Here is a 17,410-nt window from a genome sequence, read left to right as displayed (position 1 = left end):
CATTCCTTGACGCACATTTCATGAGACGAGGATTCTGCCTCGTCAGGTCAGTTACCGGCGCTCTCCATGCGACGCGTGGCAAGCACCCGTTCCAGCCAGCCGATTTCCATTTCCGGCACGGATTTCAACAGCAGATCGGTGTAGTCGTCAAAGGGTGGCGACAGCGCCATCGATTTCGGACCGAACCGCACCAGCTTGCCACGATGCATCACCGCCACGCTGTCGGCAATCGCCCGGACGATTGCGATATCGTGGGTGATGAAGACATAGGACAGTTGTTCTTCTTCCTGCAGCCGCAGGAGCAGTTTGAGGATACCTTCCGCCACCAGCGGATCGAGCGCCGAGGTCGGCTCGTCGCAGAGGATGAGCTCGGGCTTGGCAGCAAGCGCTCTTGCGATCGCCACGCGTTGCTTCTGGCCGCCGGATAGTTCGGCCGGGTAGCGATCGACGAAGCCCTTGCCCATTTCGATCTGGTCGAGCAGTTCCTTCACCCTTGCCGTCTTCTCGGCACCTCTCAGACCATAATAGAACGTCAGCGGGCGGCCGATGATGTCGCGCACCGTCTGCCGCGGGTTCATCGCCGTATCGGCCATCTGATAGATCAACTGGATACGCCTCAGATCGTCGTTCGGCCGGCTCCTGAGGCCTGGCATCAAAGGCTTGCCATCAAAGACGATGCGCCCGCTGCTCGGCGGCAACAGGCCGGTGATGACGCGCGCCAGGGTCGATTTTCCCGAACCGGATTCACCGACGACCGCGAGCGTCTGCCCCTTCGGCACGTGCAGCGTGACATCGTGCAGCACTTTGAAGCCGTTGGAATATTCGGCACTGATATTTTCCACCTTGAGAAGTGCTGCAGACTGGTCGGCCGCTTCCTCGCGATAGGCCTGCCTGACATTGACGAGCGCGCGGGTATAATCCTCCCGCGGCGCCTCGATGATCTGCTGGACACTGCCATACTCGACCTGCTTGCCATAACGCAGGACCATGATGTCGTCCGAAATCTGGGCGACGACGGCCAGGTCATGAGTGATGTAGAGAGCGGCGGTGTGCGTTTCCTCGATGGCATGCTTGATCGCCGCCAGCACGTCGATCTGCGTGGTGACGTCGAGCGCCGTCGTCGGCTCGTCGAAGACAATGAGTTCGGGATTGGAGCAGAGCGCCATCGCGGTCATCGCCCGCTGCAGCTGGCCGCCGGAGACCTGGTGGGGAAAGCGCTCGCCGAAGGTTTCGGGATTGGGCAGGCCGAGAACCCCGAACAGATAAAGCGCCCGTTTGCGCGCCTCGTCTTTGCTCATCAGACCATGCTTGACCGACGCTTCGATCACCTGATCGCCGAGCCTGTGCGCCGGATTGAAGGCGGCCGCCGCCGACTGCGCGACATAGCAGACCCGTGCGCCGCGAATTTTACGGATGCCGTTCTTGCCGAGCGCCAGGATATCGGCGCCGTCGAGCCGCACTTCGCCACCGGTGATTTCAGCGCCACCCCGGCCATAGGCAAGCGCCGACAGGCCGATCGTCGACTTGCCGGCGCCCGATTCGCCGATCAGGCCGAGGACCTTGCCCTTCTGCAGGTCGAAGGAAACGCCGTCGACGATCGTCACCCGCCTGGGCGGTTCGCCCGGCGGATAGCTGGTTGCTTCGATCTTCAGATTGCGAACGGAAAGAAGCTCAGGCATCGCCGCGCCCTCCCTTGAGGCTGGATGTGCGTTTCAGGAGCCAGTCGACGACAAGATTGACGCAGACGGCAAGTGTCGCGATCGCCGTGCCCGGCACCAGCGCTGCCGAGATACCGAAGATGATCCCGTCCTTGTTGTCCTTGACCATGCCGCCCCAATCGGCGGCAGGCGGCTGAATGCCAAGGCCGAGGAAGGAAAGCGTCGAGAGGAACAGGATCGAGAAGGCGAAGCGCAGGCCGAATTCGGCAAGCAGCGGCGACAGGGTGTTCGGCAGGATTTCGCGGAAGATGATCCAGAGCTTGCCTTCGCCGCGCAGTGTCGCCGCCTCGACGAATTCCATCACCGCGACATCAAGCGCCACGGCACGGCCGAGACGGTAGACGCGGGTGGAATCGAGGATCGCCATGACAAGGATCAGCACGACGATATTCTGCGGCAGCACCGCAAGAACGACGAGCGCGAAGATCAGCGTCGGGATCGACATCATCAGATCGTTGAAACGCGAGAGGACAGTGTCGATAACGCCGCGTGAGACGGCGGCGGTGAAGCTGAGGATGATGCCGAGCGAAAAGGAGATGATGGTGGCGGCGGATGCTACCGTCAGCGTCGTGCGCGCTCCGTAGATCAGGCGCGAGAAGATGTCGCGGCCGAGATTGTCGAGACCGAAGATATATTGATCATCCGGCAACTGCCAGACGTCGCCGACGACCTGCGTCTCTCCATAGGGAGCGATCCAGGGTGCGAAGATTGCGAAGGTGAAGGCGACGGCGATGCCGGCCATGCCGATCCAGGCGGTGATGGGGATGTCTCTCAATCTCATCTTGGATGCCTCAGCCTGGGATTGGCGATAATCGCGAGAATATCGGCCGTCATGTTGAGGAAGATGTAGACGGCCGCGAAGATCAGGCCGCAGGCCTGGACGACCGGCATGTCGCGCACGGTGACCGCATCGACCATGTACTGCCCCATGCCGGGATAGACAAAGACCACTTCGACAACGACGACGCCGACCACGAGATAGGCAAGCGTCAATGCGATGACGTTGATGATCGGCGCAAGCGCATTGGGGGCGGCATGCTTGACGATCGAGCGGAAGGCACTGAGTCCCTTCAGCTCTGCGGTCTCCATATAGGCCGACGACATGACGGAAAGGATTGCGGCCCGCGTCATCCGCATCATATGCGCGAGTACGACGAGCACGAGGGTCGCCGTCGGCAGCGCGATTGCTTTCAACCGCTCGACGAAACCCATGCTGTCATAGACCGTCGCCGGAAAGGTGGCCACGCCGAATTTCACCGCGAAGAACAGGATCAGCAGGTAGCCGACGAAGAATTCCGGCAGCGAGATCGCCGCAAGCGAGATGACGTTGATGATCTTATCCGGCAGACGGTTGCGGAAATGCACCGACAGCATGCCGAGGCCAACGGCGAGCGGCACCGATATCACAGCTGCGAAACCCGCCAGGAAGAGCGAATTGCCGAGGCGCTTGCCGATCTGTTCGCTCACCGAATTCTTGCTGGCCCAGGAGGTGCCGAAGTCACCCTGGACGGCGTTGCCAAGCCATTCGACGTAACGCGTGGTGATCGGGCGGTTCAGCCCGAGATCCTCTCGAATATTAGCAACGGCCTGCGGTGTCGCCGATTGGCCGAGATAGGTGGTCGCAAAATCGCCGGGCAGGGCTTCCAGACCGCCGAAAATCACGATGGAAACGGCAAAGAGCAGGACGATACTGAGCAAGAAGCGCTCGAGGATAAGGGCAAGCAGCGGAAAACGCTGCCGGAACCCGAGGCCGGGCAAGATGCTTGGGGCAGGATTGGTCATGGCGAGGACCTCGCGCTAAAACGTCGGGAGGACCGCGGGTTTTCATCCCACGGTCCAGGCTTCGTTGGAGATCGGAGGGGCAAACGCCCCCATGCCCTTAGGCGTCCAGCCAGACGCGGGTCGCGACGTAACCGTTCGACATGTCGTTGCCGATATCGTGGACATAACCCTTCACCTGTTTGGTGGAGGCGTTCACGAAGTCGTTGAACATCGGCAGGATGACCCCACCTTCGTCGCGCACCGTCATCGCCATGGCGCGATACATGTCCTTGCGCTTGGCTTCATCAAGCTCCGAGCGGGCCTCCAGCAGCAGCTTGTCGAAGTCAGGACGCTTGAACTTGGTGTCGTTCCAATCCGCCGTCGAGAGATAGGCGGTGGAATACATCTGGTCCTGTGTCGGGCGGCCACCCCAGTAGGAGGTCGAGAAGGGCTGGACGTTCCAGACGTTGGTCCAGTAGCCGTCGCCCGGCTCGCGCTTGACCTCGATCTCGATGCCGGCCTTCTTGCAGCTTTCCTGATAGAGGACGGCTGCATCGACCCCGCCGGGGAAGGCGACTTCGGAGGTGCGCAGAAGCACCGAACCGCTATGGCCCGACTTCTTGTAGTGGAAGGCGGCCTTGTCGGGATCGTAAACGCGCTGCTCGATGCCCTCCGGAAACAGCGCATAGGTGCTGTTGATCGGGAAATCGTTGCCGACCTTGCCATAGCCGCCGAGGATCTTCTCGACCATGGTCTCGCGGTCCATGGCGTATTTGAGGGCGAGGCGCAGGTCGTTGTTGTCGAACGGCGCCGTGTCGCAATGCATGATGAAGACGTAGTGGCCGCGGCCGGCGGTCGAGAGAATCTCGACGTTGGGGGCGCGCTTCAAGAGGTTGACGGTCTTCGGGTCGACGCGGTTGATATAGTGCACCTGGCCGGACGACAGGGCCGCGATGCGGGCGGTGGCGTCGTTCATGCCGATGATTTCGATCGAATCGACATAACCGCGGTCGATGCGCCAGTCGTCCTTGTTCTTTTCGAAGGTGGCACGGACGCCGGGCTCAAAGCTCGTCATCTTGTAGGGGCCGGTGCCGATCGAGGCCAGCGGATCATCGACGCCGCCGTTCGGCTGGATGACCAGATGGTAGTCCGACAGCAGCAGCGGCATGTCGGCATTGCCTTCGCTGAGCGTCAGGACGAGATTGCCGCCGTCGGCCTTGATCTCCTTGATCGAGCCGAGAACACCGAGCGCGCCGGATTCCGACTTCGCATCGGTGTGACGCTTCAGCGTCGCAACGACGTCATCGATCGTCAGTTCCTTGCCATCGTGGAACTTGACGCCCTTGCGGATCTTGAAGGTCCAGGTGACGGCGTCCTTCGACGGCTCCCAGGATTCGGCAAGCGAGGGCACGGCCGCACCCGTCAGCGGATCGGATTCGACCAGCATGTCGCCCCAGCAGCGGCCGATGCAGAACATGACCTGCGACAGAAACTTTGCCGGATCCTTGGAATCGGTGGCTGCACCGCCTTCGAGGCCGAGCTTCAGGTGGCCGCCGCGTTTCGGTTCGGCGGCTTCGGCACTTTCGGTGAAGAGCTTGTCGGCGACGGCAAGTGTGATGCCCGCCGCCATGGCGCGTCCCATGAATTCGCGGCGGCTGAGCCCGCCGGCGGTGACACGGGTTGCGAGATACTTTGTGTAGTCGTTCATTCCCCAGTTCCTTCTTTATGGTGCGTTGACAGAACTTCCGGGCTGGTCCGCAGGCGGTTTCCTCTCCCCCTCCGGTGCCCGCATCATGCGGGAAAATAGTGCGGTTGCTGCCGCCTGGTTATTTTCCTTTCCAAATGGGGCTTCGCTTCTCGGCGAAAGCCCGCGCGCCTTCCAATTGGTCCTCGCTCGAATAGAGCCTATCGACGGTTGCAAACTGCCGCTTGGTGATCTTGTTCATGGCAGTCTGGAACGTCGAACCCTCCGCTTCGCGGACGATTTCCTTGATCGCCGCATAGACGAGCGGCGGCCCGCTCTCGAGCAGCCGGGCAAGCTCCCAGGCTCTTTCCATCAGCCGGTCGGCCGGCAGGACCTCGTTGACGAAACCCCAGCGATGCGCCTCGTGAACGTCGAGCCAGCGGCCGGTCAAAAGCATGTCCATGGCGATGTGGTAGGGGATGCGCTTCGGCAGCTTGATGGAAGCCGCATCGGCAACCGTGCCCGAGCGGATTTCCGGCAGAGCAAAGGTCGCATGCTCGGCTGCGAGGATCAGGTCGGTCGACAGCGCAATCTCCAGTCCGCCGCCGCAACAGATACCGTTGACCGCACAAATGACGGGCTTGTTGAGGTCGCGCAGTTCCTGCAGCCCGCCGAAGCCGCCGACTCCATAATCTCCGTCGACGGCATCGCCTGATGCCGCCGCCTTGAGATCCCATCCGGCACAGAAAAATTTCTCGCCGGCGCCTGTCACGATGGCGACGCGCAACGCCGGATCGTCGCGGAATTCTTGGAAGATCAACCCCAGGGCACGGCTGGTCGCAAGGTCGATGGCGTTCGCCTTCGGCCGGTCGATGATGACTTCGAGCACTCCGCCGTCATGTCGTGTGCGAATGTGGTCGCTCAACCTTTGCTACCTCCTCCGCCGTATCAGGGCATCGACTGCGGCAACGCCGCGACCTTCGGGAAGAACCATCAGTGGATTAAGGTCCAGTTCCTCCAGCCGTGCCGCGTTCCTTACGACATAATCTGCCGCTGCTGCGACAGCAGCGACGGCGGCTTCGAGATCGCCTTTTGGCCGCCCGCGATAGCCATTGATCAATTTTGCGAGCTTGAGACGTGAAATTGCCGCGCGAATGTCGGTTTTCGTCGCCGGAAGGGGCAGGATGATGGAATCTTCAAGCAATTCAACGAAGATCCCGCCCGCTCCCAAGGTGAGCGACAATCCGAAGACAGGGTCGCGGATGGCGCCGACAATGAGCTCGGCGACCGGCGGATCGATCATCTTCTCCACCAGAAAACCGGCATTCGGCGGCATGGCCGCTGCCGCATTCGACACGGCCTTAATATCCTCCAGGTTGAGCACAACGGCCCCGGCCTCGGTCTTGTGGGCAATGCCGAGCGCTTTCAGCACGACGGGAAAACCGAGCCGCTCGGCCTGCTCGGCCGCTTGACCGGGAGAGGAAGCCAACAGCCCCTTTGGAACCGGAAGGCCAAAGGCGACAAGCTCAGCCTTCGCATCGGCCTCCGTCAGCGTCTCGATCTCGCCATCGATAAAGGACACGTCGAGCAGCGGCAGGGGAGGCGGGCGATCCCACGCCTGGCCTATGCCGGCGGCGACTTCCGCAGCCGTGATGGCTTCGTCGATACCGCAGAACGCAATGATGCCATTTGCCATCAGCCGATCGGCGATAGGCTCCGGCATGTTTTCCGGAAGGGTCGCCAGAAGGCCGGCCAGCGCACCGCTTGCGGCGGCAGCCGCAATCACCGCGTCTGCCGTCATCGCCCATTCGGACGCATCGCAGCGGTCACCGCGCGGAAAATCGAGGACGACGAGATTAAGCGCATAGCCGCCCTCGAACATGGCGCTGAAGGCTTCGGTCTGGCGTGCGAGATCGCCCCATACGAAGGTGTGGTAATCGAGCGGATTGGACAACGTCACCATCTCGCCCAGAACGCGCCGCAGCCGTGGCAATTGTTGCGGCTGCAGCGCAGGGAATTCCACGTTGCGACCGACGGCAGCATCCGCCATCAGCGACGCCTCGCCACCGGAACAGCTCATCGACGAGATCGAATGGCTTGCGAGCGGACCGGCGACATGCAGCAGCTTCAGGGTTTCCAAGAGCGCCGGCAAGGTCTGGACACGGCCAAGACCAAGGCGGGCGAGCACGGCATCCGCGACGGCATCGCTGCCGGTAAGCGAGGCGGTGTGCGACACCGCCGCGCGTTTTGCCTGCTCGGACCTGCCGACCTTCAGCACGACCACCGGCTTTCTCGACCGCCGGGCAAGGGCGGCCAGGCGTTCGAGTGCGGCGAGATCGCCGAAGCCTTCGACATGAAGGCCGACCGCCGTCACACGCGGGTCGTCGATCAATGCGCAGGCGACATCGGCAAGCGATGTCTGCGCCTGGTTGCCGGCCGTGACCACATAGGCGATCGGCAGGCCGCGGGTCTGCATGGTCAGGTTGATGGCGATATTCGAAGACTGCGTGAGGATCGCAACCCCGCGTTCGATGCGCTGCATGCCATGCTGGTCAGGCCAGAGCAACGCACCGTCGAGACCGTTGATAAAGCCGTAGCAATTCGGCCCGAGGATCGGCATGTCGCCAGCCGCCTCCAGCAGGGCCTGCTGCAGCTCGGCGCCGTTGCCGAGTTCCGCTATCGCCTCGCTGAAACCCGATGCATAACAGACCGCCCCGCCGGCACCGGCCTCAGAAAGGCTGCGGACGATCTCGACGGTCAGCGTCCTGTTGACGCCGACGAAGGCGGCGTCCGGCGCCGAAGGCAGATCGGACACGGAACGATAGCAGGACCGCCCGAGAACCTCGTCGAGCTTCGGATGGACCGGCCAGATCTCGCCGGCAAATCCCATGCGGTCGCACTGCTCGATCACCCTGCGCGCCTCGCGGCCGCCGAAGACGGCGATCGTTTGCGGTCTGAGCAGGCGGTCGAGCGAGCGAGGCGTCATCGGCTCACGCTCCCAAGGGTCGAAGCAGGTCGCGGCTGATGATATGCCGCTGGATTTCAGAGGTGCCGTCCCAGATGCGCTCGACGCGCGCATCGCGCCAGAAGCGGGCGAGCGGCAGGTCGTCCATCAGGCCCATGCCGCCGAAGATCTGGATCGCCTCATCGGTGACCCGGGCCAGCATTTCGGATGAGTAGAGTTTGGCCGAGGCGATCTGCCGGTCTGCGGAAAGGCCGGCATCGAGCCGCCAGGCAGCGGCGAGCGTCAGCCAGTCGGCCGCGTCGATCTCGGTGATCATGTCGGCAAGCTTGAACGACACGCCCTGATTGGCGCCGATCGGCTTGCCAAACTGCTTGCGTTCGGCGGCATAGGGCAGCGTCATATCGAAGACGCGCCGTGCCCGGCCGACGCAGGTGGCGGCAACCGTCAGCCGCGTGCCGTAGAGCCATTGATTGGCGATATCGAAGCCGCGATGCACCTCGCCCAGCACCTGGCCAGCGGGAATGCGGCAATCGGTGAAGTTGAGCGTGCAGTTGTGGTAGCCGCGATGCGAAACGGAATCATAGCCCTTGAGGATCTCGAAGCCCGGCGTGCCACGATCCACCAGGAAGGCGGTGATCTTCTTCTTGATACCTTTCGGCGTTTCCTCCTCGCCCGTTGCTGCAAAGACGATGACGAAATCGGCGACATCGGCATGGGAGATGAAATGTTTCGTACCGTTGAGCACGAAGTCGCTGCCGTCGCGGCGGGCGGCGCATTTCATGCCGCGCATATCAGACCCGGCGTCCGGCTCGGTGATAGCAAGCGCGTCGATCTTCTCGCCGCGCACTGCGGGCAGGAGGTAGCGCTCTCGCTGCTCGCCCTCGCAGGCCATCAGGATGCCGGAGGGCCGGCCGAAGAAAACCGTCAGCCCGAGGGAACCGCGCCCGAGCTCCCGCTCGACCAGGGTGAAGGTGACATGGTCGAGGCCGGCGCCGCCAACCTCTTCCGGGAAATTGCAGGCGTAAAAGCCGAGATCGATGCATTTGCGACGGATCTCGTCTCCGAGCTCCGGCGGGACGATGCCGCTGCGCTCGACCTCGTTTTCGTGCGGATAGATTTCGGTCTCGACGAAGGCGCGGACCGTCTCGACGATCATTTCCTGTTCTTCGCTCAGTCCGAAATTCATGCCGATCCTCCTACCTTTTCTGGCCGACGTGACGGCTGACGCCTTCGGGCGCAGCCAACTTCGCATGGGCTTCAGCGATCGCCTTGACCTTGTCGAGAATAACGGCCGGCGCGGGAGTGGCCTTACCGGCCTTGCTGTCGACATGCAGCAACATGTGCTCTGCGGTGGCAATGGCCTCGCCCGTCGCCGTATCGTAAAGCGTGTGGAAGACGTGCAGCCGCTTGTCGTCGACATCGAGGATCCGGCAGGTCGAATGAATCGCCTGCCCGAGCTTCGCCTCGCCGAGATGGCGGATGTGGGTTTCCACCGTGTAGTAGCTGTGTCCCGCCTCGACATAGGCGACGTCGACGCCGACGAGGCGCAGCAGCGCATCTGAGGTGTCGCCGAAAACCTGCAGGTAGCGGTGTTCGGTCATATGGCCGTTATAGTCGACCCAGGCAGGGCTGACTTTCGTCTCGACGAGCCTCAGCGGCTTCGACGGGTCGAAAGACGTCGTCCCGCCGCCTTGTGCCCAGAGCGATTGCTCGAAGTCCTTCAGCAGCTTGCCGGCGCCCCAGCCCTTGCCGCCATCGCCGCCCTTGAGGGCCTGCAGGATGCCAACGAGGTTTTCGTCGCGGATGCGTTCGAGTTCACGGATCGACAGGCCGGCCGCCTGTTCGTCGGATTGCTGGCCGATCTTTTCGATCAGCACATCGTCGAGATCGACGACATCGGTGAGCTTGGTCCAGGGCCAGGCAAGGCAGGGGCCGAACTGGGCGAGGAAGTGGCGCATCCCGGCCTCGCCGCCGGCGATGCGGTAGGTCTGGAACAGGCCCATCTGCGCCCAGCGCAGGCCGAAAGAGTAGCGGATGACGTCATCGAGCGTCTCGACGGTGCAGATATCGTCGTGGATCAGCCACAGGGCCTCGCGCCAGAGCGCTTCGAGCAGCCGGTCGCCGACGAAGGCCTCGATCTCCTTGGCGATGTGGACACCCTTCATGCCGATCGGCCCCAGTCGTTCCATCGCCGCCTTGATGGTCGCAGCCGCGGTCTTCTCACCACCGACGATTTCGACGAGCGGCAGCAGATAGACGGGATTGTAAGGGTGGGCGACGAAGAGGCGTTCCGGATGCTTCATGTCGCGCTGCAGATCGGTCGGCAGCAGGCCTGACGTCGAAGAGCCGATCAGGGCGTCCGGCCGTGCCGCAGCATCGATCGCAGTCAGGACACCGCGCTTCAGGTCGAGCCTTTCCGGCACGCTTTCCTGAATCCAGTCGGCGCCGGCGACGGCTTCCTCCAGCGTCTCGCAGAAGGTGAGCCTGCCGCGCGGCGGCAGGGGTGCTCCGGTCAGCATGGCATAGGCTTTTTCGGCGTTAGCGAGCACTTCGCCGACGATGCGGCTCGCTTCCGGATGCGGATCGAACACATCAACGTCGATGCCGGCCAGCAGAAACCGCGCGATCCATCCGCCGCCGATGACGCCGCCGCCGATACAAGCCGCCTTGTTGATCCCAGTCATGCCGTCCTCAGCGCTTCGTCAGTTTGAGTTTCTTGCGAACGTCTTCCGGACCGATGATCCGGGCACCCATGCCCTCGACCACCTGCACGGCCTTTTCGACCAATTGCGCATTGGTGGCGAGCTGGCCCTTGCCGACAAAGAGGTTGTCCTCCAGGCCGACGCGCACGTTGCCGCCGGCAAGAACGGCCGCCGCCGGATAGGCCATGGCGTTGCGGCCGATCGAAAAGGCCGAGAAGGTCCAACTCGCGGGCACGTTATTGACCATCGCCATGAAAGTGTTGAGATCGTCGGGCGCGCCCCATGGAATGCCCATGCAGAGCTGGATCAGGACCGGGTCTTCGATCAGGCCTTCCTCGGCAAGCTGCTTGGCAAACCAGAGATGGCCGGTGTCGAAGGCCTCGATCTCGGGGCGGACGCCGAGATCGGTCATCTTCTTCGCCATCGCCCGCAGCATGGCCGGCGTGTTGGTCATGACATAGTCGCCGAGGTTGAAATTCATCGTGCCGCAGTCGAGCGTGCAGATCTCAGGCAGGCATTCGGCGACATGGCTGACGCGCTCGGTAGCGCCCGCCATATCCGTTCCCTTTGGATTGAGGGGAAGGGGTTTTTCGACATCCCCGAAGATCAGGTCCCCGCCCATGCCGGCGGTGAGATTGAGGACGACGTCGACATCGGCCGAGCGGATGCGGTCGGTGACTTCCCTGTAGAGATCGTTACGGCGGCTGGCGGCACCCGTTTCCGGATCGCGGACGTGGCAGTGAACGACCGCAGCACCGGCCTTTGCCGCGTCGATGGCGGAATCGGCGATCTGCTTGGGAGTGATCGGCACGTGGCTGGATCTGGAAACCGTGTCGCCGGCGCCGGTGACGGCGCAGGTGATGAAGACATCGCGGTTCATCGCAAGAGGCATGTTTTTGTTCTCCCTCGTCTTGTCCCCATTACGCGACAGGATGGATGGCGATGCGTTGCAATTTCGGAAGCAACCGATACATTATCGGAACTCGAGGGAAGTGATCTTGCTACAGCGATCGACGGAACGGCTCGATATCGACCTTCTCGTCCTGCCGGACGCGAACCTGATCCTGATCGCCTCGGTCATCGAGCCGCTGCGCGGCGCCAACCGCATTTCCGGCAGCGAACTCTATCGCTGGCGGCTGCTCACGCCGGACGGAGCACCGGTCCCAACCACCAGCAATATTGCCGTGCCCGCGCAAGGCGCTTTCAAGGTGACGACCGAGGATACGCCGCTGTTCGTGCTTGCGAGTTACAACTGGCGCCGAAGTGCTACGTCGGCGCTGAAGATGCAGCTCTCGCAGGCCGCCCGCTACCGCACGATGATCGCGGGCATCGAATCCGGCACATGGCTGCTGGCCGAGGCGAGCCTGCTCGACGGGCAGCCGGCGACCGTTCACTGGGAGGACTACGAGGATTTCGCGCTGGCCTATCCTGAGGTGCGGGCCGTCAAGGATCGTTTCGTCATCGACGGCAAGCGGCTGACCACCTCAGGTTCGCTTCCGACCGTCGACCTGATGCTGGAGGTGATCCGGCAACGGCAGGGTTATTCGCTGGCGCTCGAGGTCAGCCGGCTGTTCCGTTACGAGCAGCCGTCCTTCCACGCCGAGGACTCGCTTTCCGCAGCCTCGGCCGGGTTACGTTTGCACGATCCGCGCGTGACGCAAGCGGTGCGACTGATGGAGGAGCATATCGAGCAGCCTCTGACCCTCACGCGGCTGGCCCGCCGGGTGGGGATCAGCGCCCGGCATCTGCAGGATCTCTTCCAGCAGAGCATCGGCGCGCCGCCGCATGTGCATTATCTCGCGCTGCGCTTGAATGCGGCGCGCCGCAAGGTGATCGAGACGACAGCCTCCTTTGCCGACATCGCCGCGGCGACCGGCTTCAACTCGGCCTCGGCCTTTGCGAGAAGCTACCGGGCGAGTTTTTCCGAGAGCCCGTCCGAGACCCGGCGCCGTTTGCGCCGCCGCGTCACACCATCGGAGGTGCGGGCATAGGCTGGAACGCGTCTCGTATCATTTCAGCAAGTTCCCGGACGGCCTCGCTGGAACGGTAGGTGCTCCGGCGGAGCACGACCTTCGAAGAATCGACCGGCGGGAAACCGTCTTCAGCGGTGAGCTCCCGGCAGCCGGGCGGAATGCTGCTGCGGGAAAGCGTGGTGACGGCAAGGCCTGCGGTCACGGCATTCTTCAGCCCCGAGCCGGTATCGGCGATGAAAGCGATCCGATAGTTGCGGCCGATCTGCTCCAGCGACCGGAGCGCAAAATCGCGTGACCAGGTGGAGTTGCGATAGGTCGCAATCGGCAGGGGATTGATGTCGTGCAGCCGGTGGACCATCGATGTGACCCAGACTGTGGGATCAATGCAGATGACCTCGCCCTTCGTCTCATCGCTCCAGTCGAAAACGACGGCCAGATCGAGCTCATCCCGCTCGAGGGCGGCGAGGTTGCGGACCGTGTAGTCGCAGGACACGGTGACCTCGACGGCCGGGTGACGCACAGCGAAAGCCGCAAGGGCTGCCGGCAGCACCGTCTGGCTGTATTCCTCGGGAATTCCGATGCGTACCGGTCCATCGAGCGGTTTGCTGCGGATCGTCGCAGCCGCCTCGTTCAGGAGGTCGATGATCCTGCGAGCGTAGGGGACGAGCTGGATGCCCTGGCGCGTCAGCAACACGCCGCGGGCGCCGCGCTCGAACAGCGTTTCGCCGATCGTCAGCTCAAGCCGCTTGATCTGGGTGCTGACGGCCGACTGCGTCCGCCCGATGCGCTGGGCAGCCGCGGAGAAATTGGATGTCTCGGCGACGACGAGAAAGGTTCTCAGCAAGTCGCTTTCGATTGGCTCGTGCATGGGATAGCCATAGAAAAAATCGATGGTAGCTATCTCTACTATTCGTTTGTCTGATGTCAATTCTTGGCGCAGAAAAGAGCGGCGTTCGACTTCCTTCTTTGAGAATATCTGCGTGACCATTGAAAATCCGGCCAGACGTCTCGCAGGCAGCGAGCATGAGAAGGGTGTGCTTCTCATCATTGCCGCGACACTTGCCTGGAGCGCGAGCGGCGTCTATTCGCGCCTCCTGACGACTGACGTGTGGACGGCGATCGCCTGGCGGTCGTTGTTCGGCGGCCTGTTCCTGCTGATCCCCTGCCTTTTCCTCGAAGGGGGTATTTCACGGCAGCAATGGCGTTCCGTCTTCCATCCGTCCAGTCTTGCCATGATCGCATGCCAGACCTTCAGTCAGGGATGCTTCATCGGGGCGCTTTACATGACCACCGTCGCCAATGTGACGATGATCTATGCGACCGCGCCGTTTATTGCGGCTTTGCTCGGCTGGGTCATCCTCAGGGAGAGGGTGGCCAGGCGGACGTTGATTGCCGGTGGCATCTCGCTGCTCGGCGTCGCGGTCATCGTCGCCTCGTCGATCGGCGGCGGGACCGGTTGGGGCGACCTGCTGGCGCTCGGCATGACCGTGTCCTTCGCGCTGGTCATCATCATTCCGCGCATCAGCCCCGACGTGCCGAGCCTGCCGCCAACCGTGATCAGCGCTTTCCTGACGCTTGCCATCTTTGCTCCGTTCGGTTCTGTCGGCTCGCTCGACCTGCACAACTGGATCGTTCTTGCGGCCTTCGGCGCGACCAATTTCTCTCTCGCGCTGGTGCTCTTCCTTGCTGGGGCGAAGCGGATGCCGCCGGCAGAAGCCGCGCTGATCGGCACGATGGAAATCGTGCTCACGCCCTTCTGGGTCTGGCTGCTGTTTTCCGAAGAGCCGCCCGTCGCCACCTTTTTCGGCGGCGCGATCATCCTCGGCGCCGTGTTCTGGCACACGGCCATCGACGCCAGCCGCAGCCGGCGGCCGCATCGCGCCTAAAGTCTTTAGGCGGCGATTAAATCTTCCGGGACAAACCGGAAAACCGCCGTATTCGCGGGATCAATTATTTCCGCTACGCAGCGCTATTGCGACTTTGCGACTGTCGTCTTTGAGTTGCACCCATGTCGTTTTCTTGATCGCTGTTTTCCGTCAGGCATGGTTTGTTTGTGCTGTTCAAGGCGCTATCTCGCAAACTGGCGAAAATGGACCATTGGCAAGCCGGCCTGGCGTCGGCGCTGCCCCGCAGCGGTAGAAGAACTGAAATCCTCAAGGAAATCGCCGGACAGACATCCGGAAAGATATCGAGATGGATCGAAAGGAGATTCTGGAGCCGGAAACCAGCTCTTGTCACAGCAAATCGACGGATTGCAGGCAGACGATCACGAGCGGAACGAAGGGCGAAAGCCATGGCGTTTGCTCCTCTTCTCCATTCAATCTGTCCCTTTTGCAAAATCCAAATATCGCCCGGTGCGGCGATATCCTCGTGTTGTGGACACCGGGCTGCAGAGGAGGCAGGCCGGAGGGAAGTTGCCATCGACTGCATCGGTTGCAGATCGAGGCATTCAAACAAGTGGGAGGAATCCATGAGCAAAAATAGAGGCGTCGTCTATCTCCGGCCGGGCAAGGTCGAAGTCCGCGACATCGACGATCCGAAGCTGGAAGCGCCCGACGGTCGCCGCATCGAACACGGCGTCATCCTGAAAGTGATCTCGACCAATATCTGCGGCTCCGATCAGCACATGGTCCGCGGCCGCACGACGGCGATGCCGGGCCTGGTCCTCGGTCATGAAATCACTGGCGAGATCATCGAGAAAGGCATCGACGTCGAGATGCTCGACATCGGCGATATCGTCTCGGTGCCCTTCAATGTCGCCTGCGGCCGTTGCCGCTGCTGCAAGTCTCAGGATACCGGTGTCTGCCTGACGGTAAACCCGGCCCGCGCCGGCGGCGCTTACGGTTATGTCGACATGGGGGGCTGGATCGGCGGACAGGCGCGCTATGTCACCATTCCCTATGCGGATTTCAACCTGCTGAAAATCCCCGATCGGGACAAGGCAATGGCGAAGATCCGGGATCTCACCATGCTCTCCGACATTCTGCCCACCGGCTTCCATGGCGCAGTGCGTGCAGGCGTCGGGGTCGGCTCGACCGTCTACGTGGCAGGCGCCGGCCCCGTCGGCCTTGCGGCTGCGGCTTCGGCTCGCATTCTCGGCGCTGCTGTCGTTATGATCGGCGATTTCAACAAGGACCGCCTGGCGCATGCAGCGAAGGTCGGTTTCGAACCGATCGACCTGTCGAAGAGCGACCGTCTTGGCGATATGATCGCGCAGGTCGTCGGCACCAACGAAGTGGACAGCGCCATCGATGCGGTCGGCTTCGAGGCACGCGGCCATTCGGGCGGCGAACAGCCAGCGATCGTGCTCAATCAGATGATGGAGATTACCCGTGCCGCGGGTTCGATCGGTATTCCCGGCCTTTACGTTACCGAGGATCCGGGCGCCGTCGACAATGCCGCCAAGCACGGCAATCTTTCGCTTCGTTTCGGCCTCGGATGGGCCAAGGCACAGTCCTTCCACACCGGCCAGACTCCGGTGATCAAGTACAATCGTCAGCTCATGCAGGCGATCCTCCACGACCGACTGCCAATTGCCGATATCGTCAACGCCAAGGTCATCCCGCTCGACGATGCGGCCAATGGATATGAGAGCTTCGACCAGGGAGCGGCGACGAAATATGTCCTCGATCCGCACGGAGAGGTAGCGAAAGCCGCATAGCAACCCGACTGCAGACATAGGGATGGCCGGGCGAAAACCCGGCCATCCCGTATTCTCGAAAATTGGCCGGCGAACTACTGGATGCTGAACGGGAAATATTTTGCATTGATCATATCGTAGGTCCCGTCCGCCTTGATGCTCTTCAGCGCTTCGTTCAGGCGCGTCAGACGCTCCTTGTCATCCAGGCGCAGCGCGATCCCGGCACCTTCGCCGAAGTATATGACGTCGACCAGATCCGGCCCTTTGAACTCGCAGCAGGTTCCCGCCTTGGTGTTGGCGATCCAGTCGTAGATGGCGAGTTTGTCCTCCAGGATGATATCGACGCTGCCGTCCGACAACCCCTTGTACAATTCAGGCGAAGACCGGAAGACCTTCTTTTTCATCTCCGGATAGACATGGTTGGCGTAGGATTCCTGCGCCGTCGACGACGTCACCCCGAGGATCTTGCCGCTGAGGCCAGCGGGGCTGACATCGCTGATCGGCGAATCCTTCCGAGCGATGAACACGGAGGGGCTGTTGTAGTATTTCTCCGTGAACGCAACCTTTTGACGTCGCTCGAGGCTCATCGACATGGACGAGATGATCGCGTCGTATTTTTCGCCAACGAGATTGGGGATTATGTCGTCCCATTTCTCGATGATGAACTGGCATTCGAACTTGCCGACCTCGCACAGCGCATTGGCAATATCGATATCGAAACCCTGAAGCTTGTTATTTGCATCGAGATAGTTGAAGGGCGGAAATGCGCCTTCGACGGCAATTCTCATCGGCATGCGATCTTGCGCAGCCACCTCGAGCGGCGAAGCCGCCAAAAAGATACCGATCCCGCCCGCCATCAGCGCTCCGCGCAATATAGTCTGAATGGATATGCGCAACATCGTCGGGAGCTCCTTAGGGCATAGTCGATCTCGCGCCATAGTGGCTCACAGCTTTTAATTCTACGTGA

Annotated in this window: 14 protein-coding genes and 1 riboswitch; of the genes, 3 read left to right on the top strand and 11 right to left on the bottom strand. The window is 62.0% G+C overall.

The genetic code is table 11. The features are described from left to right. Positions 1 to 47 precede the first annotated feature (47 nt). From GFM02_RS21880 to GFM02_RS21840, 9 genes are all read right to left on the bottom strand, one after another. The gene (locus tag GFM02_RS21880) at positions 48 to 1,679 is read right to left on the bottom strand and encodes an ABC transporter ATP-binding protein (RefSeq protein WP_168322772.1); all 1,632 of its coding nucleotides are present in this window, start codon (positions 1,677 to 1,679) and stop codon (positions 48 to 50) included. Continuing rightward, positions 1,672 to 2,499, bottom strand: a complete 828-nt coding sequence (locus GFM02_RS21875) for an ABC transporter permease (RefSeq protein ID WP_168269332.1) — start codon at positions 2,497 to 2,499, stop codon at positions 1,672 to 1,674. Before GFM02_RS21875 ends, GFM02_RS21880 begins: the two co-directional genes overlap by 8 nt. Next, complete coding sequence (locus GFM02_RS21870; RefSeq protein WP_168322771.1) at positions 2,496 to 3,500, bottom strand: ABC transporter permease; 1,005 nt, start codon at positions 3,498 to 3,500, stop codon at positions 2,496 to 2,498. Before GFM02_RS21870 ends, GFM02_RS21875 begins: the two co-directional genes overlap by 4 nt. Before the next feature lie 97 nt (positions 3,501 to 3,597). Continuing rightward, a complete protein-coding gene (locus GFM02_RS21865; RefSeq protein WP_168322770.1) occupies positions 3,598 to 5,187 on the bottom strand; it encodes an ABC transporter substrate-binding protein in 1,590 nt (529 codons plus the stop codon). 118 nt (positions 5,188 to 5,305) lie between these two features. Beyond that, on the bottom strand, positions 5,306 to 6,088 hold the full coding sequence (locus GFM02_RS21860) for a carnitinyl-CoA dehydratase (protein WP_168269336.1): 783 nt from the start codon (positions 6,086 to 6,088) through the stop codon (positions 5,306 to 5,308). 6 nt (positions 6,089 to 6,094) lie between these two features. Then, the gene (locus GFM02_RS21855) at positions 6,095 to 8,149 is read right to left on the bottom strand and encodes an acetate--CoA ligase family protein (protein ID WP_168322769.1); all 2,055 of its coding nucleotides are present in this window, start codon (positions 8,147 to 8,149) and stop codon (positions 6,095 to 6,097) included. A 4-nt stretch (positions 8,150 to 8,153) separates the two neighbouring features. After that, entirely contained in the window at positions 8,154 to 9,314 is a 1,161-nt protein-coding gene (locus tag GFM02_RS21850) for an acyl-CoA dehydrogenase family protein (protein ID WP_168322768.1), read from the bottom strand. Positions 9,315 to 9,324: 10 nt separating this feature from the next. Further along, a complete protein-coding gene (locus tag GFM02_RS21845) occupies positions 9,325 to 10,812 on the bottom strand; it encodes a carnitine 3-dehydrogenase (protein ID WP_168322767.1) in 1,488 nt (495 codons plus the stop codon). Positions 10,813 to 10,819: 7 nt separating this feature from the next. Continuing rightward, positions 10,820 to 11,722, bottom strand: coding sequence for a 3-keto-5-aminohexanoate cleavage protein (locus tag GFM02_RS21840; protein ID WP_168322766.1), 903 nt, complete (start codon positions 11,720 to 11,722; stop codon positions 10,820 to 10,822). A 40-nt stretch (positions 11,723 to 11,762) separates the two neighbouring features. Between GFM02_RS21840 and GFM02_RS21835 the strand changes: the two genes are divergently transcribed. After that, positions 11,763 to 12,821, top strand: coding sequence for a GlxA family transcriptional regulator (locus tag GFM02_RS21835; protein ID WP_168322853.1), 1,059 nt, complete (start codon positions 11,763 to 11,765; stop codon positions 12,819 to 12,821). Here GFM02_RS21835 and GFM02_RS21830 read toward each other — a convergent pair. Further along, positions 12,796 to 13,671, bottom strand: coding sequence for a LysR substrate-binding domain-containing protein (locus tag GFM02_RS21830; protein WP_026264719.1), 876 nt, complete (start codon positions 13,669 to 13,671; stop codon positions 12,796 to 12,798). The two genes, GFM02_RS21835 and GFM02_RS21830, sit on opposite strands and share 26 nt — an antisense overlap. 112 nt (positions 13,672 to 13,783) lie before the next feature. Here GFM02_RS21830 and GFM02_RS21825 point away from each other — a divergent pair, with 112 nt between their 5' ends. Both GFM02_RS21825 and fdhA read left to right on the top strand, forming a co-directional pair. Then, positions 13,784 to 14,689: an EamA family transporter gene (locus GFM02_RS21825; RefSeq protein ID WP_168322765.1), complete on the top strand. Its 906-nt coding sequence runs from the start codon at positions 13,784 to 13,786 to the stop codon at positions 14,687 to 14,689. A 160-nt stretch (positions 14,690 to 14,849) separates the two neighbouring features. Then, positions 14,850 to 15,052, top strand: a riboswitch (cobalamin riboswitch). Between the two features lie 221 nt (positions 15,053 to 15,273). Continuing rightward, positions 15,274 to 16,464, top strand: coding sequence for a formaldehyde dehydrogenase, glutathione-independent (gene fdhA, locus GFM02_RS21820; protein WP_020047878.1), 1,191 nt, complete (start codon positions 15,274 to 15,276; stop codon positions 16,462 to 16,464). 74 nt (positions 16,465 to 16,538) lie between these two features. On the opposite strand, the gene GFM02_RS21815 is transcribed toward fdhA, so the two are convergent. Next, complete coding sequence (locus tag GFM02_RS21815) at positions 16,539 to 17,342, bottom strand: transporter substrate-binding domain-containing protein (RefSeq protein WP_168322764.1); 804 nt, start codon at positions 17,340 to 17,342, stop codon at positions 16,539 to 16,541. Positions 17,343 to 17,410: the final 68 nt, after the last annotated feature.

The organism is Rhizobium leguminosarum bv. viciae (assembly GCF_012276115.1).
GTDB classification, from domain to species: Bacteria; Pseudomonadota; Alphaproteobacteria; order Rhizobiales; family Rhizobiaceae; genus Rhizobium; species Rhizobium leguminosarum_T.
This window is presented reverse-complemented; position numbering and strand designations above follow the sequence as displayed.